The 26,245-nt window shown below is 36.5% G+C and carries 29 protein-coding genes; 20 read left to right on the top strand and 9 right to left on the bottom strand.

What is annotated here, in order from left to right; genetic code table 11:
- Nucleotides 1-141: 141 nt before the first annotated feature.
- A complete protein-coding gene (locus AMET_RS18385; protein ID WP_012064819.1) occupies nucleotides 142-1,062 on the bottom strand; it encodes a DMT family transporter in 921 nt (306 codons plus the stop codon).
- 236 nt (nucleotides 1,063-1,298) lie between these two features.
- Here AMET_RS18385 and AMET_RS18380 point away from each other — a divergent pair, with 236 nt between their 5' ends.
- Nucleotides 1,299-1,490: a YwbE family protein gene (locus AMET_RS18380; RefSeq protein ID WP_012064818.1), complete on the top strand. Its 192-nt coding sequence runs from the start codon at nucleotides 1,299-1,301 to the stop codon at nucleotides 1,488-1,490.
- On the opposite strand, the gene AMET_RS18375 is transcribed toward AMET_RS18380, so the two are convergent.
- The gene (locus AMET_RS18375) at nucleotides 1,485-2,528 is read right to left on the bottom strand and encodes a YeiH family protein (protein ID WP_012064817.1); all 1,044 of its coding nucleotides are present in this window, start codon (nucleotides 2,526-2,528) and stop codon (nucleotides 1,485-1,487) included. The two genes, AMET_RS18380 and AMET_RS18375, sit on opposite strands and share 6 nt — an antisense overlap.
- A gap of 311 nt (nucleotides 2,529-2,839) precedes the next feature.
- Here AMET_RS18375 and AMET_RS18370 point away from each other — a divergent pair, with 311 nt between their 5' ends.
- Nucleotides 2,840-4,003 (top strand): M20 metallopeptidase family protein, encoded by a 1,164-nt coding sequence (locus tag AMET_RS18370; RefSeq protein WP_041721053.1) that lies wholly within the window; start codon nucleotides 2,840-2,842, stop codon nucleotides 4,001-4,003.
- Nucleotides 4,004-4,196: 193 nt separating this feature from the next.
- Nucleotides 4,197-4,709, top strand: a complete 513-nt coding sequence (tpx, locus tag AMET_RS18365) for a thiol peroxidase (protein WP_041721050.1) — start codon at nucleotides 4,197-4,199, stop codon at nucleotides 4,707-4,709.
- A gap of 66 nt (nucleotides 4,710-4,775) precedes the next feature.
- On the opposite strand, the gene AMET_RS18360 is transcribed toward tpx, so the two are convergent.
- Nucleotides 4,776-5,594, bottom strand: a complete 819-nt coding sequence (locus AMET_RS18360) for a nitroreductase family protein (protein ID WP_012064814.1) — start codon at nucleotides 5,592-5,594, stop codon at nucleotides 4,776-4,778.
- Nucleotides 5,595-6,030: 436 nt separating this feature from the next.
- Here AMET_RS18360 and AMET_RS18355 point away from each other — a divergent pair, with 436 nt between their 5' ends.
- From AMET_RS18355 to AMET_RS18345, 3 genes are all read left to right on the top strand, one after another.
- Nucleotides 6,031-6,294, top strand: coding sequence for a hypothetical protein (locus AMET_RS18355; RefSeq protein ID WP_012064813.1), 264 nt, complete (start codon nucleotides 6,031-6,033; stop codon nucleotides 6,292-6,294).
- Between the two features lie 212 nt (nucleotides 6,295-6,506).
- Entirely contained in the window at nucleotides 6,507-6,896 is a 390-nt protein-coding gene (locus tag AMET_RS18350; protein WP_012064812.1) for a hypothetical protein, read from the top strand.
- Nucleotides 6,897-6,924: 28 nt separating this feature from the next.
- The gene (locus tag AMET_RS18345; RefSeq protein ID WP_012064811.1) at nucleotides 6,925-7,335 is read left to right on the top strand and encodes a hypothetical protein; all 411 of its coding nucleotides are present in this window, start codon (nucleotides 6,925-6,927) and stop codon (nucleotides 7,333-7,335) included.
- 59 nt (nucleotides 7,336-7,394) lie between these two features.
- Here AMET_RS18345 and AMET_RS18340 read toward each other — a convergent pair whose 3' ends face one another.
- Nucleotides 7,395-8,114, bottom strand: a complete 720-nt coding sequence (locus AMET_RS18340; RefSeq protein ID WP_012064810.1) for a phosphatase — start codon at nucleotides 8,112-8,114, stop codon at nucleotides 7,395-7,397.
- Nucleotides 8,115-8,515: 401 nt separating this feature from the next.
- On the opposite strand from AMET_RS18340, the gene AMET_RS18335 reads away from it, so the two are divergent.
- The 5 genes from AMET_RS18335 (at nucleotide 8,516) to AMET_RS18315 (ending at nucleotide 13,514) form a co-directional block, all read left to right on the top strand.
- Nucleotides 8,516-8,767 (top strand): ABC transporter permease, encoded by a 252-nt coding sequence (locus tag AMET_RS18335; RefSeq protein WP_041721048.1) that lies wholly within the window; start codon nucleotides 8,516-8,518, stop codon nucleotides 8,765-8,767.
- Nucleotides 8,768-9,450: 683 nt separating this feature from the next.
- Nucleotides 9,451-10,590, top strand: a complete 1,140-nt coding sequence (locus AMET_RS18330) for a TRAP transporter substrate-binding protein (RefSeq protein WP_012064809.1) — start codon at nucleotides 9,451-9,453, stop codon at nucleotides 10,588-10,590.
- Nucleotides 10,591-10,663: 73 nt separating this feature from the next.
- Entirely contained in the window at nucleotides 10,664-11,302 is a 639-nt protein-coding gene (locus AMET_RS18325) for a TRAP transporter small permease (RefSeq protein WP_012064808.1), read from the top strand.
- Nucleotides 11,303-11,317: 15 nt separating this feature from the next.
- On the top strand, nucleotides 11,318-12,595 hold the full coding sequence (locus tag AMET_RS18320; protein ID WP_012064807.1) for a TRAP transporter large permease: 1,278 nt from the start codon (nucleotides 11,318-11,320) through the stop codon (nucleotides 12,593-12,595).
- 208 nt (nucleotides 12,596-12,803) lie between these two features.
- Nucleotides 12,804-13,514, top strand: coding sequence for a YetF domain-containing protein (locus AMET_RS18315; RefSeq protein WP_012064806.1), 711 nt, complete (start codon nucleotides 12,804-12,806; stop codon nucleotides 13,512-13,514).
- Nucleotides 13,515-13,567: 53 nt separating this feature from the next.
- Here the strand turns inward: AMET_RS18315 and AMET_RS18310 are convergent, their stop codons facing one another.
- A complete protein-coding gene (locus tag AMET_RS18310; RefSeq protein WP_012064805.1) occupies nucleotides 13,568-14,881 on the bottom strand; it encodes a voltage-gated chloride channel family protein in 1,314 nt (437 codons plus the stop codon).
- Between the two features lie 11 nt (nucleotides 14,882-14,892).
- Nucleotides 14,893-15,099, bottom strand: coding sequence for a DUF1657 domain-containing protein (locus AMET_RS18305; RefSeq protein WP_041721045.1), 207 nt, complete (start codon nucleotides 15,097-15,099; stop codon nucleotides 14,893-14,895).
- A 173-nt stretch (nucleotides 15,100-15,272) separates the two neighbouring features.
- On the opposite strand from AMET_RS18305, the gene AMET_RS18300 reads away from it, so the two are divergent.
- Together AMET_RS18300 and AMET_RS18295 are read left to right on the top strand one after the other, a co-directional pair.
- On the top strand, nucleotides 15,273-16,496 hold the full coding sequence (locus tag AMET_RS18300; protein ID WP_012064803.1) for an FprA family A-type flavoprotein: 1,224 nt from the start codon (nucleotides 15,273-15,275) through the stop codon (nucleotides 16,494-16,496).
- Between the two features lie 382 nt (nucleotides 16,497-16,878).
- The gene (locus AMET_RS18295) at nucleotides 16,879-17,580 is read left to right on the top strand and encodes a Crp/Fnr family transcriptional regulator (RefSeq protein WP_012064802.1); all 702 of its coding nucleotides are present in this window, start codon (nucleotides 16,879-16,881) and stop codon (nucleotides 17,578-17,580) included.
- A 131-nt stretch (nucleotides 17,581-17,711) separates the two neighbouring features.
- Here the strand turns inward: AMET_RS18295 and AMET_RS18290 are convergent, their stop codons facing one another.
- Together AMET_RS18290 and AMET_RS18285 are read right to left on the bottom strand one after the other, a co-directional pair.
- The gene (locus AMET_RS18290) at nucleotides 17,712-18,674 is read right to left on the bottom strand and encodes a TDT family transporter (protein WP_012064801.1); all 963 of its coding nucleotides are present in this window, start codon (nucleotides 18,672-18,674) and stop codon (nucleotides 17,712-17,714) included.
- A 73-nt stretch (nucleotides 18,675-18,747) separates the two neighbouring features.
- Nucleotides 18,748-19,221, bottom strand: a complete 474-nt coding sequence (locus AMET_RS18285; protein ID WP_012064800.1) for a C-GCAxxG-C-C family protein — start codon at nucleotides 19,219-19,221, stop codon at nucleotides 18,748-18,750.
- Nucleotides 19,222-19,275: 54 nt separating this feature from the next.
- Between AMET_RS18285 and AMET_RS25935 the strand changes: the two genes are divergently transcribed.
- The 7 genes from AMET_RS25935 to AMET_RS24515 all read left to right on the top strand — a co-directional run bounded on the left by AMET_RS25935 (nucleotide 19,276) and on the right by AMET_RS24515 (nucleotide 25,206).
- The gene (locus tag AMET_RS25935; protein ID WP_157047293.1) at nucleotides 19,276-19,431 is read left to right on the top strand and encodes a hypothetical protein; all 156 of its coding nucleotides are present in this window, start codon (nucleotides 19,276-19,278) and stop codon (nucleotides 19,429-19,431) included.
- Between the two features lie 36 nt (nucleotides 19,432-19,467).
- Entirely contained in the window at nucleotides 19,468-20,418 is a 951-nt protein-coding gene (locus AMET_RS18280) for an ABC transporter ATP-binding protein (protein WP_012064799.1), read from the top strand.
- A complete protein-coding gene (locus AMET_RS18275) occupies nucleotides 20,415-21,149 on the top strand; it encodes an ABC transporter permease (protein WP_012064798.1) in 735 nt (244 codons plus the stop codon). Before AMET_RS18280 ends, AMET_RS18275 begins: the two co-directional genes overlap by 4 nt.
- Nucleotides 21,146-21,832 (top strand): ABC transporter permease, encoded by a 687-nt coding sequence (locus AMET_RS18270; RefSeq protein ID WP_012064797.1) that lies wholly within the window; start codon nucleotides 21,146-21,148, stop codon nucleotides 21,830-21,832. Before AMET_RS18275 ends, AMET_RS18270 begins: the two co-directional genes overlap by 4 nt.
- Nucleotides 21,833-21,993: 161 nt before the next feature.
- Nucleotides 21,994-23,091 (top strand): sensor histidine kinase, encoded by a 1,098-nt coding sequence (locus tag AMET_RS18265; RefSeq protein WP_012064796.1) that lies wholly within the window; start codon nucleotides 21,994-21,996, stop codon nucleotides 23,089-23,091.
- 4 nt (nucleotides 23,092-23,095) lie between these two features.
- Nucleotides 23,096-23,701 (top strand): response regulator transcription factor, encoded by a 606-nt coding sequence (locus tag AMET_RS18260; RefSeq protein WP_012064795.1) that lies wholly within the window; start codon nucleotides 23,096-23,098, stop codon nucleotides 23,699-23,701.
- A 29-nt stretch (nucleotides 23,702-23,730) separates the two neighbouring features.
- Nucleotides 23,731-25,206 carry a stalk domain-containing protein gene (locus tag AMET_RS24515; protein ID WP_012064794.1) on the top strand — a complete coding sequence of 492 codons (1,476 nt, stop codon included), beginning with the start codon at nucleotides 23,731-23,733 and terminating at the stop codon, nucleotides 25,204-25,206.
- Here AMET_RS24515 and AMET_RS18250 read toward each other — a convergent pair whose 3' ends face one another.
- Nucleotides 25,207-25,977, bottom strand: a complete 771-nt coding sequence (locus AMET_RS18250; RefSeq protein ID WP_012064793.1) for an NRDE family protein — start codon at nucleotides 25,975-25,977, stop codon at nucleotides 25,207-25,209. It abuts the gene before it with no gap.
- Nucleotides 25,978-26,245: the final 268 nt, after the last annotated feature.

Below are 26,245 nucleotides of genomic sequence, written 5' to 3'. Positions count from 1 at the left end.
GATTTTAGTATTAAACTGTAGAACTCAATCTTAAGCTTAATGGAGAATTTAAAAATGTACTGTAAGGGCACACAAACAAACCCTTTAGATTCAAATATAATGATTCTAACTATAATAAGAATGATAGACCATTGGCGTCATTTACACTGTTGGGAATTGTTGTTGCATTATGATGTTATCCACCTTAGGCTTCTTAGAAAAACTAAATACTGAATAAATAATGAGACCACCACTAATCAGATTTAAATAATTGAAGCTTTCCTTCAAAAATACTGTGGCAAATAGTACTGAAAATATGGGTACTAAATTGATGAATAGAGAAGTTGTACTTGGACCTAACTCCTTGATGACAACCTGTTGTATCGTATAGCCCATGACCGTAGGAAAAATAGCCATATAAAAAACTGCATAAAAGGGCATAATACCTATGCTTGAGAAGTCGGTGTACATCATTTCATAAAGCGCAAAGGGCGTTAGGAGTACAACAGAAGCTAAAAAGGTATAGGCTGTGAGCTTAAAGGGTGTAAAATGATGCATGACTTGTTTCACAATGATGGAGTATAGGGCCCAACAAGTCGTGCCGAGAATCATAATCAAATCCCCTTTATTAAAGGAAAAATGAATGAGGTTTATAAAATCCCAGTCAATGATTGTCGTCAGTACACCGATAAAAGCAGTTAAAATAAAAAATATCCTTCTTGGAGATAAGTGGTCCTTTAGGATCACATAAGCAAAAATAGAGGTAAGAATTGGATTGGTTGCATTGATGATTGATGCATTTGAAGCGGTTGTATATCTTAAAGCTGTAAAGAATAAAAGATGATAACCAATCATGCCAACCAGCCCTGTTAAAAGGACATATTTAATCAATTTTTTTTCTATTTTCCAGTTTTTATCCTTAAAGATCAGAATTGGAAAAATGATGATTGTTGCAAATAGCATCCTAAAGTAGGTTAACAAAAGTGGTGACAATTTTTCCACGCCTAATTTGCCTGCTATAAAGGCACCTGCCCATAAAATTGTACCAAATGTCATGAGTCCATAATACTTTTTATGATTCATAGTTCCTCCAAGTAATATTATTTTAAAACCTTATTTCAAAATTAAGCATTGTATCTATACACTTTATCACTGAGCTAAGGTGGATTCAAGTTATTTATTGAGTTTGCTTCATGGATGCTAAAAAGATATAATAAGGTAATTGATACAAAAATGGAACTTATATAATTACTATAAATGACTATGCCCTGGAGTATGTGGTAGGTCTAAAGATAAACAATAGAAGGAGAGACGTTATTATGCCTGGTACTAAGCGAAGTAATATATCAAAAGGAACAAGAGTCAAAGTCGTCCAAAAACAAGACCAGCGTTCTAATCAGTTGACAGAAGGTGTGGTTTTAAAAATCCTAACAAATTCACAAACCCATCCCCATGGGATAAAAGTAATGCTTGAGGATGGTATTGTTGGTAGAGTTAAGGAAGTATTATAGGTGACCCATAATTTTTTGCACTGAAAAAGAAACGACCACCACTAATGTCGAGATAGTGAATCCATGAAGCATTGGAGTCAATCCTGATTGGGCTAGTTTGCTAAAGTTTGTCTTAAGACCTATTGCCCCTAAAGACATAACCATCAGAAATTTACTAACACTTGAAATGGAGTGGCTGAGAGATTCTGAGATTAACCCTGTGCTTTTAATCCCAACCATAACTAAAAATAGTAGGATAAACCAAGGGAAAATTTTGCCTAAGTCAATTTTTTTTCCCTGATGAAGTGCAATTGTATCACTTCCATTTGAAGTTGCTTTTGATTCTTTTCTCATAAGGTATCCATTAATAAAGGAGAATATAAGCACAACAGGAACGATGGATAGGGTTCTTGTCAATTTAACGATGACAGAATAATTACCCGCTATGTCTGAAAAGGCGTATCCGGCCGCAACAACTGATGAGGTGTCATTGACTGCTGTTCCAGTCCAAAGTCCGAAGCCTATGTCAGTCATGTTAAAGTATCTACCCATGATTGGAAAAAGAACCACCATGAGGACATCAAATATAAAGGTAGCTGATATGGCATAGGCCACAGAACTGTCATCTGCATCAATGACTGGCGCAACAGCAGCAATAGCAGAACCACCACATATTCCTGTACCTGCTGAGATAAGCCCCGAAAGTTTCCAATCCATTTTTAAAATTTTTCCAACTAGATATCCACCACCAAAGGCTGTGAATAGGGTGAAAACCATGACAATTAGTGAAAACTTACCTACCTCTAACACCTGAGAAAAACTAAGGGAAATTCCCATAAGGATAATAGCAAGACGCAATATTCTCTTCGATGTAAAGCCGATTCCCTGTTGAAATACATCATATTTTGTAATCATAGGATTTAAGAGCATACCGATCAGTAATGCAAAAACCCCTGGACCGATAAGGTGAGAGGGCATTGCATCGCTAACAAAAACAGACGTCGTTGCAAGTGCCACTGCAACCAATATACCTTTAATGTATTTTTGAAAATGTGCCATGAAATCAACTCCTTCATTAAGTTCCTCCTTGATTCTATCATGATACGATTATAATATCTAATTATAAATACTTATGCCATTATAAATATATTTTATGGAGGTTTCAATAAGATGTTGGATTTAAGAGTAGAGTTATTTCTAGCTGTATGTAAAAGTGGAAGCTATACAAAAGCTTCAAAAATATAATTGAAATTGGAAACGTTAATGTGACAAAAGAGATGGTGAAAAGGAGAAATGTCCTTAAATTCAAAAATTGATAATACTGGGAATTAATGAGTAAGAAAATATCAAAAACAGTGGAGGTGAATGTGATGAACATTAGAGAAGAAATTAAGCATTATACTCAAGAACTTATTGACTTAAGAAGAGATTTTCATCAGCATCCAGAGCTAGGTTTTGAAGAATTTAGGTCGTCACAGATTATCCAAAACTATTTAATAAAATGTGGTATTGAAGTAAAGAAGATTGCAAAAACAGGGGTTGTAGGCGTTTTAAAAGGAAATGAAAAAGGGCCTACTGTTTTATTAAGAGCAGATATGGATGCGCTGCCAATTCATGAAGAAAATGACATTGCCTATAAATCTATTTATGAGGGAAAGATGCATGCGTGCGGTCATGATGGGCATATGGCAATGCTTCTCATTGCAGCAAAAATTCTATCCAAACAAAAGAAACATATTAATGGAAATATCAAGTTTGTATTTCAACCAAATGAAGAGGATGCTGGAGCTGCAGAAATGATTCGAGAAGGTGTATTGGAGAATCCAACTCCTGACGTAGCCATAGGCGCACATTTATGGTCATCGATTGAAACTGGAAAGATAGGCATAGCCGAGGGACCAATTATGGCTTCTAGCGAATATTTTTGGTTGAAGATCATAGGGAAAGGGGGGCATGGCGGGGCACCGCATGAAAGTATTGACCCAATTATATGCGCAAGTAATATTATTCAAGAAGTTCAAGCCATTCAATCTAGAAGGATAAATGTGATAACTGAACCTACAGTCATTACATTTGGTAGCATCCAAGGAGGATCGTTCCCAATTATTATACCTGAAACCGTTGAGCTAAAGGGATCTATACGATGTTTACACAATGAACTGGAAAAAATAAAGGAACTATTTGAACGGAAGATTCGATGTCAATGCCAATCAGATGAAACTACCTATGAATTGAGTTATAAGTGTGGAAATGGATTACTAAGTAATGACCCCAAAACAACAAAGCTAGTTAAAGATGTTGCTGTAAAAGTAGTAGATAAGGATAACCTAGTGTCGGATGTAAAGGTAATGTTAGGAGAAGACTTTTCTGAATTTTCGGCAAGTGTACCCAGTTGCTTTTACTTTATTGGAGCGGGTAATGTGAAAAAACAAACTGACTATTTTCATCATCATCCTAGGTTTAATATTGATGAAGATGCATTGTTAATTGGAGTAGAAATCCACGTAAGAACAGCTTTGGACTACTTGAAATAATAAACAGGGGGCTATTTGATGTATTTATGGCTAAGACAGTTGCCATAAACTTAACTGTTATTGTATTGATAAACACGAGGGAAATCCTCTTTTCTTTCCTGAGGTCCATATAATCATGAGTAAATTCTAATTTATGGGTATCAATAGAGTAGATATAAGAAATAACGATGGAGATTTGAGAGGAGATAAGTATATGGATAAGAGAAAAGATGTTGTGACAATGGGTGGAAATCCTGTAACACTTATAGGGAATGAGATCAAGGTAGGCGTTCAGGGCCCAGATTTTACTGTGCTGACAAATGATATGGAACCATTTTCATTACAAGATGCAGGGAAAAAAGTAAAGATAATAAGTGTGGTACCGTCTTTAGATACTGGGGTATGTGAATTTCAAACAACACATTTTAATGAAAAAGCATCTGAATTAGGGGATGTAGCCATACTGACAGTAAGCGTAGACTTACCTTTTGCGCAAAAGAGGTTTTGTGGTGCAAAAGGGATTGATCAAGTCGTAACTTTATCGGATCATAAGGATCTATCCTTTGGGTTGAATTATGGATTTGTGATAGAAGAATTGAGGTTATTGAGTAGAGGAATTGTTATACTAGATAAAAACAATATCGTCCAATATGTAGAATACGTAAAAGAGGTAAAAGAGCATCCTAATTATGAAAGAGCACTAGAGGAAGCTAAGAAACTAGTGTAAAATAAACTTTTAATCAAAAATCCCCTATGGTAGCTTATAAAACAAGCTACCATAGGGGGATTTTTATTATAAAGAAAAATAAGCAATTGCCTTATATTCCTTAGGAATATTATATTTTAACTCTAGGCCTTCTTCTATTTGCAAGTTCCATTTACCTGGAATTCCTTCTTCCTGTGCTACCTTTTCAAAATACAACATCATAATTCCTGCATCTAAATATATATTTTCAATCTGAGGCTCGTTGAGGAGAAGAAGTACCTTTTCATTGTCAATTATAAAGCGCCATGGCTGTTTATTGCCCCAAGAAGGAGCTAATTTGGCATAGTAAAATATGTTAGTCATGCCACGAGCATTTAAGTATTCCATATTACAGGGAGTGCCCCAGCTATCAACATAAACTAAATCAGTAATATTCTTTCTATCGGTTTTAGGAGATAGATCGGTTTTGAAAATCCCACTGTATGAATAACCAATTGCAATAAGAGATGTGATTACTTTATCCTGATCAGTTTTCAGGATGTTTTTTAGTTCCTCTGGATCTTCAATACTGAGCCAACAAGTGCCTAATCCAAGTGTCCACGCCTTTAATCTCATTGATTCCATTAGGTATCCACTATTTTCCATATAACTGGAACTTTTCTTAGATAGTATTGCGATATAATGAGGAGCTGGGATTAAATAGCCATGATACCCTGCCATCCCATTTAACTCACTATGGAGCTTCTCACCATTTTCAATAAATAGAATAGATACATTGGCATCATCCACAATACCTTGGGTCTCTTCTCCAGCCTTAATAATACTTTGTATTAACACATTATCCACCGATTCTTCTTTAAAGTCCCTTACTGTTTTCATCTCTTCAATTAAATTTTTGAATTTCATATCAATTAGTCCCCCTTTTTTAATTGCGTAGTTAAGATAAAGTCCACTACAATTCAACAAGAGTTAAAACTCATCTTGAATGAAGTCTTAATTAATCTTTCCGTAGTTTACATATACCCAAAGAATGTTAGTCTTAAAAAAATATTTGCTTAATTTTCAGATTATTATTTTGGAAGATAGAAACAGATATAAATGTTAAAAAGGGCCTAAGAAAGAATAATAGTTAGAATTGATTGCAAAATAATAACAGATGAATTAAAAAATTAACCCATTATCAAAGATGGTATAGTTAATTTTGTAGAATTGGTATAAACTGATATAATAGATAGATCGTCGATGAAATAGCATAAACAGAGTCATAATAGGATACAAAGATAATCAATGTATATTTAGGGAGCAGAAGCGTGAAACTGTTATGATAAAAGGAGGCATTTAAATGAAATTACCAGAGTTAGCTGAAATATTGCAGGCAGATTTAGAGGCGGGTGTTTTGAACTTTATCGTTTACCAAGAGGGAAGAAAATGGAAGTACGAAAATTATGGTCGCGACAATGATAATGTAAACCAAGAGGCAGAAAAAAAGTATATAACAATCAAGAGTAAAATGGATGACCGAGCGATCATTATTAATGGAAAAAAGGATTTTAGTTTTTATGATGTGGAATACATACAAAAGAAAATCAAAGCATTATATAGGTAACAAACACGTAAATAATTACCATCTATCCACCTAAACGTGTTATGATTAGAAGGGTTATTGATAGTGACTGACACAAAAATTAAGCGCAAATTATGGGTCATCTGCTTATAGATTAAGTTTGATTTTATAAGTAGAAATCAATTAAAAAATCAAATAAAGATAGCAGTAATTGGGAAAATATGAATAACACTAAAAAATATGGAGGTATATAGATGATTAAAGCTTATGTAACAGGAATTTCAACCCATTATGAGGGAGAAGATATAGAAATAAGGTATAGTATTTATGATGAGGAAGAGCTTCTATGTAAGAAGTCGGTTTTCAAGGAATATAAAAAACCATTGGTTGTAGGTCAAGTTGCCCTAGTAACGCTATTGAAGGAATTAAAGAGTTATTCAGATAAAGAGATTACCATTATCATCAATGACCCCGCTTTAAATGAGCAGGTAAGAGGGACTTCAACCACGCAAAACAGAGATGTTTTAAAAATGGCTAGACGGGTTAAGGAAGAATTAAGTAAATTTGGAGACTCCCTTATCATACGAAATGTGAGCGAAGATCGTGCGGAATTGATGAAATGGAATAAGATACTACAGCCTTAAATAAATAGGAGAGGATGATAATTAGCTTATGGAATCAATATCTTCACGAAATATAGAAGAATACATTGAGTATAGCCAAAATGATAGAATAGCTGGAACTGGCTATCAATCATTTTTAAAGTGCTTGGCAAAGACAATCGAAAAAGAATTACCAGTAGAGTTACGTGATAATTCAAATGGAGAAATTATAAAAGTAAATATCAAAGAATTTGTAGTAGACTACCAAACTGAACAAGAAGGAAACATGGATAATTTAACCCTAGAGTTTGTGGTAGTAGGCGAAGAAAATCAGCAAACCCTAGCCTTTGTTAATACAGGGAAATTTAAAGTGAAAGAAGATGCAAAAAGTGGACCCCGTTCTTTCTATAGATATGAAGTGGATGCTGACAATGATAAAGGGTATAGGTTTACTTTTAATAGAAGGATCACTAAGGATTAGTAAATGTAGGGGCGGTTCTCATGTCGAGGTAAAACAGACATGAGAACCGCCCCTTCTATTTAGAGAATATCTTCATTGATTAAATGATTTATTGCTTCTTTACTATAATTAATAATCAACTCTTTGGGAAAGTCTATCTCTTCTATCACATCGATACAGCAAGAAAAATCCCCAACATCATAGGAAAAATGAGCATCACTTCCAAAAATCACTTTTGTGTTATATTTTTTGCAAAGGATTAAAACACTTTTTATATTTTCATGAGCACCTTCTCTAAAGCTAGTGGGCTTTAAAGAAGAATTATTAATCTCAAGGGCTACATTATATAGTTTTGAAGCTTTTACAAGGGCTTCAGCGTCAATTGGATATCTTGAATCATCAGGGTGGCCAATGATTTTCACATAGGGGTTTTTCATGGCATTGATTAGCGCATTGGTGTTTTCTTGGACTGTACCTGGGTCAATACAAGGGGGATGTAAACTAGCAATGGCATAGTCTAGCTTCTGTAAAGCCTCCGAAGGCATATCAATATTTCCCTCATAGTCTAGGATGTTTGTTTCCACTCCCTTTAATATGGTTACCCCATCTATATTCCTTGGGATGACAGATAAATTAAAGAAATAGTATATGTGAGAGGCCCCAGGCATGGAGGGGGCATGGTCTGAAATCCCTAATACTTTAATATCTTTTTGCTTTGCTTTTGTTATCATTTCCTCCATGGTGCTATAAGCATGTCCACTAGCCATTGTATGACAGTGAAGATCTATTAGTGTTTTCATATATTCAATCCTTTCAGCTCTGTTTGTTTTAAACTAACTATATTGATTATACCATATGTGCTTAAATGAAATGAGATCGGTGTATAACATGTATTGTATTGCACATGATACAAAATAAAAAAATAATACAAAATAAGGAAGGATATTCAAAATAGTAACAAAACTTATTAAATAGTCCATTAATTGAAATAAATCTTAATTTTTACATAAAGTAGACATGGAGCTAGTGGTGGGTGTTTTTTATATCATTATTTTAAGGAAAAGGTTTAGTTGTTCTGTTTAAGCATATTAGATCTTGGATCCGCGTAATAAGTAATAAAGATAATCTATATTTAGAGAGGGGGAATGTGTAGGGGCGATCTAGAGGTATTGTATCCTTTGGCAGTCATGAACAGGTGGGGATGTTTGCAATTGCAGCCTTATTGATTGGAGGCGCATCAGTTACAAAAGCTACCATTGGCCAGGCACTATTAGGGACTGTTCTTTTCCATACGTTATTTATTGTTTCACCACTAGCTGGGAGAAATATGTTTGGAGATGCACAGCTAGGAGAATTTTTCAGATCCTTTGTTGCCTATGGAGTCATCGGCGTTTCACTTGGTATGCACGCATGGCGAAAGCAGATTGAGGCAAGAAGAAAGCTAGGGGTTTAAAGAGAAGTTTATAAGGAAAGAGACAGTTTTTCTATTGTGTACTGAACAAGAGAGCTGTCTTTTTCTATGGGAAAAATTAAAAAAATCAATGGCGTTTTACTTCTATTATAGAAGGTTATATAAGAAAGTAGTTCTGAAAGCTAGAAAATATTAATAATAATATTAAATAGAGCAAGGATATTCGTAGAAAATCAGTGCTATAAATGGTTAGTTGGGATAATATTTCGAAAATTCATTATTTTAAAAAAATAAGCAGGAATTTAAAAGAGAATGTAGAAAACCTTAATAAAGGAAAATGAAATTACATTCTAATATGTAGAAAAAACATAAAGCAAAGTTATCATCCGAATAGTAAATGTTTTAGAAGAAGGCACAGAAATTGGATGTAAGGATCTTTAGACTGAAAGATTTTTGTAAGAAGACTAATTGTAAATATGATCTCTAAGAAATAGAGCCATTAAATCCTTTTAATATATCTATAGAAATACAATGAATTAACAGAATTATCAATCAATATAGTGCAATAACTTTATCACAGTCAATAGGATGAGTATATATAATGTTGATTATGAAAAGGCAGTATGGAAAATGTGGAATTAAATAACCGTTTTCTAGAACTTTGGTAGAAAATGCGATTGGGTTCTATCAAATGTTCACAATATATAATAAAAGGGGGAAAAAAAGTGAAAAAACGAACAACGAAGTTGAAAAAAATCACAATATTGTTAAGTCTTATCTTAATGATGAGTTTAGTGCTGTCAGGATGTGGGGGCGGAAATGATGTAGGCGTGGATACGCCAGCTCCTGACACATCAAGTGAAGCACCTGCAGAAGAAAATGGCCAAATATACCCACAAAATCTTGAGCCTAAGTTTGCTTCAGAGGAAATTGAAGGAGACTTTATGACTGTCTGGGCAGAGCATTATGCTGATGAAATGAGAGAATGGTCAAATGGACAATATGATGTAACTGTTTATCCCTATGGTACCCTTGGTGATACCCGTGATATCAATCAACTAGCACAATATGGTGTTGTAGAGTATGTATTTACTGATTTTGCATGGATCAGTGCATTTGTGCCAGAAGCCCAGGTGCTGGCATTACATTACTTATGGCCAGAAGAACGTCTTCCGGAGGTAATCGATTGGGTCGTGAGAAATGGTGATTTCATGGAAATCATGGAACAAAGTTTCCGTCGTAACGGACTCGTACCATTAAGTGTCTTGTACGAAGGATGGCAGTGGATAACAGCAAATGAGCCAATCAGAACAATAGATGATATGGCAGGATTTAAAGTAAGGATCATGGGATCCACCCTATTGGTAGAAGATTATCAGGCCTATGGTGCAGTTCCGACGCCAATGGACTATGGAGAGGTTTATGGTGGGCTTCAAATGGGCGTTATTGATGGTCAAATAAACCCACTTTTTGCAATTAGAAGTATGAACTTCTATGAGGTGCAGGACTATATGACTCAAATTTATGCTGAACCTTTCTTAGGGATTCCTACTGTAAATATGTCTTTCTTTGACTCTCTACCAGTAGAAGCTCAGGAAAAAATGAGAGAGTGGTGGATTGACGCCATTATCCCAGCGGGGGAATGGATTGATGAAAAACATGAAGAAGACCTAGCAGCAATGCTAGCGGATCGTCCTAATATTGAGATAATTGAAATTAGAGGAGAGGAACTTAAACCATTCCAAGAGAGAGCAGCAACTGTGTATCCAAAGTTTGTTGAAATCGGAGGAGAGCAGAGTCAGGAAATCTTAGATGCCCTTCAAAAAGATATAGAGGCAGCAAAACAAGCATTAGGAATTAACTAATGATAGCTTTGTAAAAAAAATTTCCTGCGGTGTAATTTTTTACACCGCAGGAATTTCTGAAAGGAGAGTAGATATGGAAAAAATCCTAGAAAGTAAAGCCTTCTCCTTGGTTAAAAAGAGTGGCAAGCTCATCGAGTGGTTTGAAGTGGGTGTTTTAAGTTTTGGAATGTTTGCACTTGCCAGTCTCTTGATTGTAAATGTAATTGCACGAACCTTTTTTAAGAGTATTTACTTTGTTCCAGAAATATCGGAGTTTCTGGTAATCGCAATTACTTTTGCTGGTGTCAGCTATGCTGTCCGAAAGGCACGACATATTAGAATGGGAGCCATTTTTGATGCAATGAATCCCAAAATCCAGAAAGTGATGATTATTATTATTTGCGCTGTCAGTGCCTTTGTTATGTTTTTGATGGCCCTTTATGCATACCAATATGTGGAGGTAATCATGAACACCAATCAACGAACACCGGCTTTGCGACTACCTTATTGGATATTTTTAGTAATGGTACCTATTGGTTTTTTTTCAGCTGGACTTCAGTATATACGAACCATTATCAAGAATATTAAGGAGCCAGATGTTTGGCTTTCCCCAGAACAGCAGGGAGAATATGAAGTAGAAGAGCTGCAGAATTTAGCAGACAAAAATAAAGAACTAGCCGATGAGCTATTATTCAATGAAGAGCATGCAATAGAAGGTCAAGACAAAGAGTAAAAGAGAGGTGAAAATATGCTTTTAATGACAATTACTATGTTTAGCAAATTGCTGTTCGGGTTTCCCTTCATGGTTGTTTTATTGGGTTCGTTGCTCCTATACATTAATATGAACATGCCATTTTTCAACATGCATGTGGTGGTTCAGCAAGTCGTGACTGGCGTTGTTCCACCTGCATTAGTGGCTGTTCCTATGTTTATGTTAGCAGCCAACATCATTACAGCAGGACAAGCGGCTCCTCGTTTGATTCGTATGGTTAAAAGCTTTTTAGGACATATTCCAGGTGGGCTTGCCATTACCACCAATGCCAGTTGCACCCTTTTTGGAGCTGTTTCTGGATCAACCCAAGCCACAGTGGCGGCAATTGGAGGAACCATGAGACCCATGCTACTAGAAGCTGGATATCCTAGTTCATTTACCCTAGGGCTCATTATAAATTCCAGTGATATTGCCTTTTTAATCCCGCCTAGCATTGGTTTTATTGTTTATGGAGTTGTCACAGGCACTTCTGTAGGCAAACTTTTTTTAGCGGGGATTGGACCTGGAATTTTAATATTTTTAATGTTTTCTATATATTGTTACTGGTATTCCAAACGAAATAATATTGGAAGTGCAGAAAAAGCCAGTTGGCCTGAACGAGTGGACGCAGTGAAAGGCGCTTTCTTGGTATTGGGATTTCCAATCATTATTATCGGAGGAATTTACGGTGGATATTTTAGTCCAACAGAGGCAGCTGCAATATCGGTAGCCTATGCCATTTTACTAGAAGGATTGGTGTATCGTACGCTCTCATTTAAGAGTATGGTTGATCACTTCTTACAAACTGGTGTTGTAACTGGTGTGGTATTTATTTTAGTCGGTGCAGGAAATGTTTTATCCTGGTTATTAAGCTTTTTGAGGATTCCCCAGACTTACCTGCCACGCCTTTTTGGTGAAGATCCCTCGCGAATTTATGTGGTCTTGATTGTGATAGCAGCCTATTTCGTGGCTTGTATGTTTGTGGACCCTATCGTCGCTATCTATGTATTAAGTCCAATTTTTGCACCCTATGTGATCCAAACAGGGGTTGACCCCATTCTTCTTGGTGTATTAGTGACTTTACAATGTGCCATTGGATCCGCAACACCACCTTTTGGTTGTGATATTTTTACAGCTCAATTGATTTTCAGGCGACCCTACCTTGAAATTATAGGGCACACGCCACCCTTTATACTGATTCTTTTATTAGCAACAGCACTATTGGTGACCTTCCCACAAATTGCATTGTTCTTGCCAAATATGGCAGCATTGTAGAGCCAATGGTTTAAATATACAAGAAGTAAATGAGGGCATCTATCCATAGGGTGGATGCTTTTTTGTTGCGTATTTATATCGTATGAGGTAATGAATTTCATTTGGTTATTTTGGAATAATAGAGTAAGACATCATTTAAGGGAGTTTTAAGAATAGAGTAAAGACGAAGTCAGAGAGCAACGAAAATCTAGCAAAGGGGCATGGGTCGATGGATTACTTACAATTAACTTTTAGAATTGTTTCGGTAATGGGACTATTATTAATCCTGGTATTAATAACTGGGCGAAGAAAAATCGGTGAGCTACCGGTATTTGATTTTTTAACCATAATTATACTAGGAAATGTGGTAGGTGCAGATATTGCTGATCCCGAAATTCCACAATTACCAACAGCATATGCTGTAGTACTGCTTATTGGTATTCAATATTTGATGAGCTATGGGACGATTAAATATAGAAAATTTGGAAGTAAGGTTTCATTTGGACCTACTGTTATTATTCAGAATGGCCAGTTTATTAATTCAAATATGAAAAGATTAAGATATACAATAGAGAATGTGTTAATGTTTTTAAGGGAAAAAGGGATTTTTGATATTAATGAGGTTGAATTTGCAATTGTTGAAGATAGTGGGAATATAAGTGTATTGAAAAAGTCGCACTACCAACCTCTTACGCCCAATGATATGGAAATACAGAGTCATTATAAAGGGTTGTCAGTTCCACTTATTGTAGAGGGCAAGGTCTATGAGAGGAATCTTAAAAAGCTTAACCTAGATAAAATGTGGCTAAAGGCTCAATTGAAAAATAATAACATCAATCACTTTAATGAAGTATTTTATGTAGATATCAATACAGAAGGAAAGTTATACATATCTAAAGTGATGGAGCCTAACAATATTTCAAATGATTATATGATTTAGTAAATGCCATAAGGGATAATGATTTGGGTGGTAAATCGGGAAAAAGTTCAGCTTCAAGGCTGAACTTTTTTATTATCTTCAATGGCGTTAATGGTTTCTCCAGGGACGAGGTTTAACATTCTACTTTTGGGATCATATATTTTTTGAGCTCCATAGATCCCGTGATGACCAGAAAATATAAAACTAATGAGGCAGGCCATAAAAAAGAAAGTGATTCCTTCTCCCTTGAACATCTCAACACTAAATATAAAGGCAGAAATAGGTGTATTGGCTGCACCGCTTAAAATAGCAATCATACCTAGGGCAGCAAGGAATGACGCAGGTAAAGCCATTATGGGTGAGAGGGTGTTGCCCAGGGTTGATCCAATAAAGAAGAGGGGAATTACCTCTCCACCACGAAAACCAGTTCCCATTGTAATGGCAGTAAATATAATTTTAGCTAGAAAGGCAAAGGGGGGGACATCACCTGTAAAAGCCCGTTCCACCATTGGTAAACCACGACCAAGGTAGTCCCTAGAGCCTATGAGATAGGTCAATGTAATAATTATTATGCCTCCAACAAAAGCCCTTAACATAAGATTTTTTAAATACTTATCAGAAAGCCTTTTTATCTCATGTCTCAACTGGCTATAGAGAACACTGGTAAATCCAAAAATAATTGACAGGATAATCACTTTCATGAGATTAACTGTATTGATATCAGGAATATTCTGTATTATAAACTCGTCATGGTGGATTCCCCAAGCAGTAGCAACAAAATGACCTATAAAACTAGCAACGAAGCAGGGAATGAATGCTTCGTATTTTGTTTTCCCGATGACGATGGCTTCCATTCCGAAAATTGTGCCTGCTAAAGGAGCGCCAAAGGCAGAGCCAAATCCACCGCTGATGCCACTGATAATCAAAATTCTCCGATCGATTTCTGCGACATTAAAAAAACGATTGACTCCTTCAGAGATACTCGCCCCCATTTGTATTGCTGCACCCTCTCTTCCTGTAGAGCCTCCTAATAGGTGTGTTATAAATGTACAAACAAATACGATGGGACCCATCCTGAGGGGAATTTTTCCTTGTCCGTGATGGACATGTTCTATAATGAGATCATTTCCTTTGCGAGACCCCTTGCCGTAATACATATAAATGTATCCGATCACGATACCACCTAGGGGGAGGAAAAACAAAGAAAAGTGATTTGCTTCTCGTACATCAGTTAGGAAGTCATTTAAATTGATTAGTAGGGCTGATGTTGTGCCAACTAGTATACCAATAATACTTCCCCATAGGACCCACTTGCCAAGGGTTGTGATAAAAGTAAGATGTCTATCCCTTACAGTGGGGCCCCAAAACTTGTTTTTAATACGCTCCATTGGATCACCTCTTAGTTGTTTTGATTTAATGGGTTGTTAATGCTTAGGTATTCCAGACGGCTGTTTAGGAATTGAATGTGTTTTTCCAAATCAGACTTCATCATATTAAACATTTCTTTAGCTTGTTGGTCCTCTGTTGAATGAGACATTAAAGCATAGGTTCCCTTAGTGGCTTCACAATATGCGATGGCTTTTTCTAAATCACTTTGGACTGTCATGAAATTCACCTCACTTTTAGATAAAGTTAGTTTAACCAAGTTAGATTTTAAAATTAGATTTAAATATAAATCTTTATTTTAAGGTTTGACTGGAGTCACAGTAAGGCCTCTAGAATTCCTCTATAATGAAATTAATTAATAAACAAGTTATGAAAAATGAGGAGGAGATAGATATGAAAAAGAACTTTGAAATAGGGAAAGATACTTATTGGGTGGGATATGTTGATGATAGAAAGGTGCCATTTCATAGATTAATTTTAGAAAAGGGGACAACCTATAACTCCTACTTCTTGGATACAGAGAAACCAACACTAATTGATACCGTTGATATTGAATTTGGAAGGGTATTTGTAGAAAACTTAAGTCGTTTTACAGATATATCAAAATTAGAATATGTTGTCATCAATCACGTGGAGCCAGATCATGCTGGTGGATTACCAGCTTTGTTGAGTAAGGCTAAAAATGCCAAGATTGTGACCACAGCCCTAGGTGCAGAGGAATTAAAAAATATGTTCAAACTCCATAATAGAGAATATATTATTATCCATGATGGTATGAAACTAGATATTGGAGGCAAGACATTACAGTTCTTTGAAACACCATTTTTACACACAGAAGAGACCATGGTTACCTACTGTATGGAAGATAAAATATTATATCCATGTGACCAATTTAGTACCCATATTGCTAACCATGAATTGTTTGATGATTTAGCAAAGGAAGACATAACAGAGGATTTCAATGTCTACTACCAACTCATCATGCATCCTCATAGACCCTATGTACAGGATATGCTTAAAAAAATCAGCCAACTAGATATTCAAATGATTGCTCCTTCTCATGGTTATGTTTTAAGAGAAAATGTGGCTCAGTACATCCATGCATACGATGAGATGAGTAAACCAAAAAAAGATAAAAAAGCAGCTATTCTATTTAGTACAATGACTGGTAATACCACAAAGGTTGCTAAGATCATTGCAGAAGGACTAGAGAAAAAGCATATTGAAACAAGAATTATCAATGTAGACAAGGCAGATGTAGAGTCTGTTTTAGAAGTCGTCAGAGAATCTGACATGATCTTCTTTGGAAGCTCCACAAGATATGCCGATATGGTTGGTAAGCTAGAAATAATATTAAAAGAAATGAAGAACATGGACTTATCCTCTAAATTAGGAGTTGCTTTTGGTTCCTATGGGTGGAGCGGCGAAGCAGTAGAGGTGATAAATGACTATCTGAAGGAGAACGGTATGAAGGTAATTGATAGCTCATATATTATCAAAGTAACTGGTATGGATGATGTGCAGGTTCCCCTTCGAGTGAAGTTTAATCCCAATGAAGATGAGCAGAGGAAACTATATAGATCTATTGAAATTATAGGAGATTTATTGGTTGGATAGGTAGAGAAGTAGGATAAGAACAGATTAATAATAGATTATTGAGTCAGTGAATAAGGGGACTTGCTAAATAGACAAGTCTCCTTAAATTGCGTTCAAAGAAGGGCTAAGGCATCTCCAAGAAAATAACCAGTCAGTATGATGGTATATTTTGCGTCATACTGCGTTGGCAGAACCTGCCGTCTTATCTAACACAAAATATATTCATCATCTTTGACCAGTTATTTTCTTTCCGATGCCTAATTGCTTTAATAATCAATAACAGGGTATAATAAATAAAGCTTTACCCTATGAGAAACCATAATTTTGATAAAGGAGATTTAATTCACAGGGAGTATTTGCAATACATCGAAGATAAAATATTGTTTGTAAAGGGGCCTGAAATATGAAAGCATGTTGCCAGAGGTGTGAAGATAAATTATGCGCAAGCAAAGTACCAATATTCTCTAATCTAGATCATGAAGAGCTGGTTGATATCATTAAGATGACTGGACATCGAAATTACACTAAAGGGGAAACAATTTTTCTTGAAGGGATCGAGGCAAAGACCTTATATCTTGTTAATGAAGGTAAGATTAAAATATACAAATTTACCAAGGATGGCAAGGAACAAATTCTCCACATATTATCTGAAGGTGATTTTTTTGGTGAACTCAATCTTTTTCAGACGGGAAGTTATGGTTTTAATGCAGAAGCCATTATGCCTACTAAGCTTTGTACATTAACGAAGGAAAAGATGAAGGGTATTATTTTATCTAAGCCTGAAATAGGAATGAAAATATTAGAAGTAGTGGGAGAACGATTGGCTAGGGTAGAAAGCTTAGCACAAAATCTAGCATCGAATGATGTGGAAGCACGAATTGCTTATTTACTATTAGATTTAAAAGAGAAGTATGGGAAAGTAGTCCCTGAAGGAACTGAAATCCTGTTAACATTGACAAGAGAAGAAATGTCTAACTACACAGGGATTGCTCGAGAAACCATGAGTAGAAAACTAAAGAAATTTCAGGATGAAGGAGTCATCAAGCTGATTGGTATCAAAAAAATGATTATCATTGATGAAGAAAAACTAGAGGACTATATATAAGGAATCCAGTTGTATTTGGAGTGATTACTTAATTGTGTGTTGAATGAACCCCAATGAGGGTGATGCAATATTAAAATAAGAATATGAAAAAACAGGTCTTACCTGATACGTAAAGACCTGTTTTGTTTTATTTAATTTGATTGTGGTTGTTTTTTTATAGCAGACGTTTCAACTTCAGACCTTGGAGTCAGAAAAAAGATGTATCTTGCTAATACATAAAGAACAATACCGACCGACCATAACTCTAGAAACTTCACTAGATAGACCAAGGAGGGTATGCTTATGCCAGCACTTAGTAAAAATGCATTGGTACCCTTCGTTGCAATAGCAGTGATCACAAAGGGAAAAGTAAAAGCTGAATAGCTGGGATAAAATTTTGATTTTAGCATTTTAGGAATATGGATCATCACTGAAATAAACATCACTAAGGATAAAAATCCTAAAAAGCCAACCATTACCATGCTTTTTTCTGGAAAAGAATTTAGATATCCTGCTAAGCACAGACTAGCAGGAGCAGCAAAGATTGTAATCGTTGGAATAGCAGGTTCTGGAATCTCCTTTATATGTAGTACTCTGTACAATACAAAGGGAAGTAAAATTAAGTATGTTACAAGACCAAACCAGAAGATGTATTGACCCCAATGACTTAAACCAAAGGCAGGTGCTGTGACACTTCCAGCAACGATGCCGACATAGACAATAAAGTAGCTTGGGAAAACCTTCTTGATATTGAAGTTCAAAATATATTTTTTTGTAAAGTAAATGATTAAGAAAATATGAATGATCAAACCAAGTAACCAGATCCCGTAAGCACTTGAGGGAGCATAAGGTAGAATATAGGTAGACAAAAGCATTAATCCCATTGAAAATGTAGGCATCACACTGGCGATGACAGGATTTTCAAAGCCTTCTCTCAATGATTTGGGAATAGAAAGCACTTTAACTGTAAGCAAAATTAATAAAATTCCAGATACAAATCCGAAAAAATTTCTGTAGTTGCTGCCATAGGAAAGCATCAGATTACCTGTTGCGGCTAAAGCCAGCATTAAACCAGCCATGGGAATGGGGATTTTTTTTAGTAGTGCACGCATCATTTACGCCTCCATTGTCTATTGATATATACGATGATTAAAAAAAGAAGCTCTTTTAAAGCAAGAAAAGTAGAATTTACTTTCTTGATGCTTTAATTGTCTTTGCCACATCAGGATCTTCCAATAACTTTTCTGCAATCCATGCAGCGACTTCACCAGTGATTTGTACACAGTGAGCCTTTCTCTCAGGACTGGTGAACTCATAGTCCTTGACCAGAACACGACAACAGGTACTTTTATAAAGATCTTTAATGTGATCATGTAAAGCTGCAGAAGTAGGAAACATCTTTTCATTCATGGGTTCACCGTGCTTTCGACCATAGGCCATACCCAATGCCATAGATCCACCACTGACAGCGCCGCAAAGACATCCAGATTTACCTAAACCAATGGGAAAAGCAGACGCTAGCTTTGCCACATCCTCTGAAAAGGGAGAGCCAAGTAACGCATTAACGGTATGAACAACAGCTTCAGAGCAAAAGAACTCTCCTCGGTCAAAATAACCTTCTGCTTCTTTTCGAACTGATTCAATAATTTCATTTTTTTCCATATAAAAAAACCTCCTAAAGTTGATATAAAAATAACATGTCTATATAGAAGTGTAATGGAAATCAAGGAGAAGTTCAAAGAGAAAAAAACAATGAGAAGAACAAACAGTATAGAAAATATCAATACATATAAAATTGTAGGATATGAAATAGTGGAGATTAAAATCATTACATTTGTAACTATTCAGCATGTGGCTTGCCTGATAAGATAATAATATAAAGATAACCATAGTACAGGAGGGGTTTTTATGGCAATCGCAAATATGAAAAATATAGTGAAAAGATATGGCACTCAACTAGCCTTAGATCATGTTGATCTTGATATTGGAGAAGGAGAGATTCTAGGTCTTTTGGGGCCAAATGGAGCAGGAAAAACTACATTGATTCATTCATTAGCAGGTCTAATCGGGATTGATTCTGGGGAAATTCAGGTATTTGAAAAATCTCAGAAAAAACATATGCTTGAAATCAAGGGCCATATTGGGCTGGTTACCCAGGATATTGCTGTATTTGAAGATCTAACAGCCCGGGAAAATCTTGAGTTTTTTGGTGGGATTTATGGTCTGAGGGGGGAAGTATTAGAAAGGCGGGTTGATGAAACCCTTGAATTTGTAGGGTTGACGGAACATGCTAAGAAGCTACCTTCTAAATTTTCTGGTGGTATGAAAAGACGTTTGAATATTGCCTGTGCACTTGTCCATAGACCTAAGTTTTTAATTATGGATGAGCCCACAGTGGGTATTGATCCCCAATCACGTAATCATATTCTTGAAACTGTGCGAGAACTAAATAAGCAAGGCACAACCATTCTTTATACGACCCATTATATGGAGGAGGTACAAGCGATTGCTTCCCGTGTTATCATTATGGATCAAGGGCATGTGATTGCTCAAGGAACCATGGAGGAGCTTGTTAAGAAAATTCAGCATGAAGAAAAGATTAATCTAGAGGTAGTAGAGCCTACAGAAGCACTTTTAGCTAAGCTACGCAGAATCGATGGCGTAAAGCATGTGACGCAGAGTGGTAAAGAAATACAAATTATTTCCTCTGTAGGAACAGGAAACTTAGATAGGGTGCTTACTGTGGCAAGGGAAGCTGGAGGCGTAAATTCAGTGAATACAGAAAAACCTACACTTGAAGATGTATTTTTAACCCTGACTGGAAAACGATTAAGAGATGGAGGGGAGGAATCAATATGATTTTGAGATCTAGCTATTTTATGCTTCGAAGAATGCTTAGGGGATATCTTGCGCTAATCATACTATTGGTGACCCCTTTAGCCTTAATTACAGTGCTGGGGATGGTAGCGGGAAATGCAATGGATGAACAACTGGGTGTACCAGTTATCAATACAATTGCGGTGACAATGATTCTTGGATTCCAGCTTTATGGGGGATTTTATACAATGGAATTTATTAGAGAAGACTTGATTTCTTCTAAAAAATGGCGAATGTACTCGCTACCATATCAAGCACATCAACATGCCTTTTCAATTCTTTTGACGTGTATTGCGTTCAGTGCATTACAGGGATTTACCATGGTGTTGTTTACCCAATGGTTTTATGGTGTGGATTGGGGAAATATAGGATTCGTATTGGTGGTATTATTAGCTCTCTCCATTCTATCCCAGCTTGTGTTCTTAAACCTAGTATTGGGAGTCAAGAATTATAAAAATGCAGAGAGAATAGGGACAGCCTATGGCCTGGTATCCATGGCTCTAGCAGGAGTGTGGTTTCCTATGCCAGATAGTGGTGTTTTACATTTCATGTCCACCTATGGTAATCCCCTTTCGCTGGGGGAAAATGCTGTGTATGCATTCATGGCAGGAGAAAGCATGAATCGAGGAGCTCTAAGTATTGTTATATTGCTTGTAGCTTCAGTGGTAATGGCAATTGTAGCTACGCTTATTGGAAGGAGGAAGCTGGCATGACCATATTCAACTTTGTCTTCAAACGTTATTTCCGTAGCAGATCCAATATTTTGTTTTTATTGATATTGCCCATAGCTTCTGTATTTCTACCTGTTGCAGAATGGCTTCCTATACCCTTGGGCTTTCAATATTATGGCATATTACAATTGTTTATTGCGACTAGGCTAGCAAGTATTATTATGGAAGATCGAACAAATAAGATACTGCTGCGGATTGGGGTGGCACCAGTCACTCACTTCCAATATTTATGGCAAAACCTACTGGCTTATTCAACCATCATGATCATAGTAAATCTTGTGGTGGTGCTTGTCGGTGTATTTGTACATGGTGAAGGATTAATTTCCCCAATTTTATTATTTATCATTTACGCATTCTTTACTATGACTGCTCTTGGATTTTCTTTAGCTTGGTATTCATTATTTCGCAATAAGGAAGCAGCCATTAGTATTTTGGCTGGTGTAATTATGTTAATGACCCTATTGGGAGGAATCATGTTTCCTATTCAAATCATGCCAATCTTCTTCCAGCGACTGGCAATGCTACTACCGACCTATTGGTTCGCCGAAGGCATGATACTTGTGGCATTTGGAGCTACAATAGTTGATTTAGCTCTACCATTAGGGATGATGTTGATGTTCAGCATCGCATTCTTATTATTGGGTAGTAGAAGAAGGATTGGGTGATTATACTTTCACATTGGTGGATTAGTTACGTATTGTATATATTTAAGTGTATTGCTAAAATCACACACTAAGCCAGCCTGAGGCTATTTGTTTAAGATAGGGATAGATGTTATACTAATTTTAGATGAAATGGATGGTTTTACAAGAAGGTGCCTATAGCTATGATAAATGAATGGGAAGCACGAACTCCCCGAACCAGTACAATTATTTGGCGTATACTTGGATTACTTTTGCTTTGTCTGTTGTGGCTAAGAGGTCAGAACAGTGAGGTGGGAGTAGTCCTTCTGCTGTTTTTAACTATGATGGCATTGGCACGTTGGCGATTTGCTTTGCCTGGATGGACAGTAATAATTGATCAAGGAGCATGCTTGATCATGTTACCATTGTGGCCATACGCAGCCTTTGGATTGGTCATGCCAACCTTTGAAGGAATGCTTATGGGACAGCCTTGGTATATTTTACCTGGACTGATTGGGAGCCTGTTTTTTTCTGAAACATCAATCCCCCTGGCTGGTGCCCTCATACAAGCTGGATTTTCAGGATGGACGATCCGTGGTTGGTCCCAAGAAACTAACGTATATCGCCAAGAAGCTGACCGTGAACGTCGTGATCGTTATGAACTGGAAAGCCTTAAGGGAGAACTCCTTTTGGCTAATGTGCAGGTGTCACGTATGGCACAACTATCTGAGCGCAATCGAATTGCCCAGGAGCTACATGATGATGTGGGGCATGAGTTGACTGCTGCTGTATTAGCGGTACAGGCATTTGAACAATTGTGGAAGGAAGAAGATCCATTGGCTGAAGACATGTTTCTCCAAGCAAAAAAACGACTCTCCAACAGTGCCCATCACTTGAGAGAAACAGTACACAATATGAAGCCAATAAAGGCAATTGGAATTGACAGGTTAGAAGAGATATGTAGTGGGTTTACTGCTTGTCCTGTAAATTTAAAGGTTTATGGAGATACATCAAGAGTATCGGCTTATTTATGGAGTATTCTTGAACCTTGCTTAAAAGAAGCTTTAACCAATGTGCTACGACATACAAAGGCCACAAAAGTAGAGGTATCCTTAGATATTAATCCCCATATTGTAAGATTATCTGTACATGATGATGGCGTAAATAGTCCTGGGACTGGAATCGGAATGGGTCTACGGAATCTGAGACAGCGGGCTCGGACTGTAGGGGGAAGTGTATCCACCGATGCAACCGATGGGTTTCGTTTGGTTTGTGTGTTACCCATGGAAAAGGAGTTGTGACAACATGAAAATCCTAATTGTAGACGATGATCAATTGGTATGTCAAAGTCTTCAAGTACTTCTTTCTCGTGAACAGGATATGGATGTAATGGCTACAGCCAATAATGGTGCTGAGGCCATTACTTGCTGTAGGGATATATTACCAGATGTGGTATTAATGGACATACAAATGCCTGTGATGGATGGCATACAGGCGACAAGAGAGATTAAAAAGGAGTGGCCACAGATTCGAATAATGATGTTGACCACATTTCAGGATGAACAAAATATCCGTCTTGCCATCTCAGCAGGGGCGGAAGGATATTTGATTAAGTCAACTGAGGTTTCTAGTATGGCACAGCAACTACGTGTTTTATTTTCTGGTACTTCAGTATTGGATGCTGATGTTCTTAAACGATTGATGCAGCCCCAAAGAAAAGGATTTGAAGAATTAACACCAAGGGAAAGAGATATAGTAGAGTTAGTGGTACAAGGTCTTTCAAATCGGGAAATAGCAGAACAATTATATATAAGTGAAGGAACAGTACGGAATACCCTTTCGATTATATTAGAGAAATTGCAAGTGAGGGATCGGACACAATTGGCAATATATTATTGGAGAAGAATATAAATATAACACAACAAAAAGGAGACAAAGAGATGATAACAAAACTAAAGACAAACACATTAACAATTTTGATGACACTTATTCTAATCTTGACATCAATCAGTACTGTTTACGCCAATGATACAGCTGTCCTCAATACACGTGGGGTTAGTTTTTCAGGAGGAAGTAGAAATGTTTCTTATATTACCATAGATTTAAATGATTCAAGTGTTGATATTCAGGCTGCCATTTCTAAAAATCAAATTGGTACAGCTGATAGTCTTCAGAATATATCAAATCAATTTAAAACCGAGGAACAAGAAGTGCTAGCAGCAATCAATGGGACTTTTTTTAGTGCATATGACAACAATCCTTTGCCCTGGGGGACGATACAAAAAGATGGAAAGGTGATACATATAGGTAATACAGGTTCTGTTATTGGATTTACACAAACAAACGAAGTAAAAATAGAAAACTTATATATTGCTATCAGTGGCAGTATCAATGAATCGGGAAGTTGGTATGCTTGGAATATCAATCATCCCTTTGAAACTGCCGATGCGGTTACCATTTTCACTCCAGAATTCGGAAAAGAAACCCACCAGCATTCTTTTACTACAATTGTGGTGAAGGCGGGGAAGGTAAGTCGTATAACAGTGGGGAAAACCGCTATACCTACCGATGGATATGTCATTGTGACAGGAGTTCCAAGTCTAGTAAATAGGTTTAAAATAGGTGATGCAGTAGATTATGATATTCACTTTAGTGAGATCAACTTTCAAAATGAAAACGCTAGTGCTGGACGGGATTTAATTTCTTCGTGGAAAGAAGTAACCAGTGCTATTGGAGCTGGACCCACATTAATAAAAAATGGTGTCATTACTGCCAATGGTCTATCGGAAGGTTTTTTTGAAGATGAAATTTTGACAAATAGAGGGCAAAGAAGTTTTATTGGAGTGACAAAAGAGAATAAATTAGTAATGGGCACAGTACCTTCTGTGTCAGTTAAAGAGCTGGCAGAAATTGCTAAGGAGTTAGGACTTTATCAGGCAATAAACTTGGATGGAGGAGCTTCATCAGGCCTTATATATAAGGACCGAATGGTACATGCACCAGGAAGGTTATTAAGCAATGCCATTGTCATCACAAAGAAGAATAAGCAGGTAGCAATAGCTGAGCCAGCAGTAAGGGTACAAATTGATGGGAAATATCTTGAAACAGAGGATTTGCCAATGATTATCGATGGTCGGACAATGATTCCATTTAGAGCTATTTTCAATGCACTTGATGCTGAAATAGAGTGGGATGAGAAAGAAAGAGTCGCTATCGGAATGAAAGATAACATAATCATCCGACTACCCATAGGAAAATCATATACCTTTGTCAATGAAGAAAAAATGGACTTAGATGTTGCTGCTTCGATTATTAATGGAAGAACATATATACCAACAAGATTTGTAGCAGAGAGTTTAGGCGCTAGAGTGGATTGGGATGCTCAAAATAGAGTCGTTTATATATGGAGTAAGTAGTTATGGATGCTCCATATGAACATTAAATTGATAAGTAGCCAGAGCCCAATTTCCTTTGGGCTCTAAAGCTTTTTCATAAAACTGCAATTCCCCTTTATTCGTCATCAGAATCACTGTTTTAGAACGTGTTCCGTAAGCAGGTGAATCAATATGAATTGTGGACAGTAGGCGTTCCATTTCCAGAGGAACACCTGTCTTGGGGAGTTTCCCATCGGGAGGCACTTCCGTATCATCTAATATGTCAAAGAGTTGTTCTACGGTAAAGTCTGTGTCCAAAAGAGCTGCCAATCTTTTTTTACCTCTGTCTACTTTAAACCAAGGCGTATTCAACAACGCATTACTCAGACCATAAAGTCCAGGTTTAATAGGACGAATTTCATTTTCAATGTTGGAATAAAACCATAAATCATTTAGCGTACCTACAATTAAATTAAATCCATTATATTTGCTTTGATTAGTCTGAATATTTTCTAAATATGACAAGGGGGATCCTCCTTGGATTAAGAAATCACGGGTAAGAAAGCCCCTTGAAAGAGGTGCGGTACTGGGAAGCGAAGGGTCGCGATAATTAGTTAAAAAAGCAACTCGTCCCTCTTTGGTTACACCTGCCCATGTACCGCCCTTTTCTAAATCAATGCCAGCTAATATATTAGGATAAGTATCCCAGAAGTGAGAATTAAGGGTAGGTCTATTTGTGAACTCATCTCTATTTCCGAGGAAAATAAAGTCGTATTTAGGGTGAACTTTATATGCGAAAAATAATATACACATGGTTACCACCTTCCTTTACAGATTGAAATTTAATGGATATACATATAATGATTATACTAACTAAAAAGGTATAACTCAATATGATTCTATTATTTATAAGATGGACTGTCCTTTTGAATGAGGAGCACTTCATCAAAATGAAGTGTGATCTTATAAGGTGTTTTCCCATTATTCTTAAGAAATTCGAAAGAATTATAGTAGTATAATCTTAAAAAGTATATGCTATGATAGCTATATGAGATATCTCGAAACAGTTTAGGGGTGATGG

Origin of the sequence: Alkaliphilus metalliredigens QYMF (genome assembly GCF_000016985.1) — a bacterium.
In the GTDB taxonomy this organism is placed as follows: domain Bacteria; phylum Bacillota; class Clostridia; order Peptostreptococcales; family Natronincolaceae; genus Alkaliphilus_A; species Alkaliphilus_A metalliredigens.
Note: the sequence above shows the minus strand (reverse complement) of the source record. Positions and strands in the feature narration are given on the sequence as shown.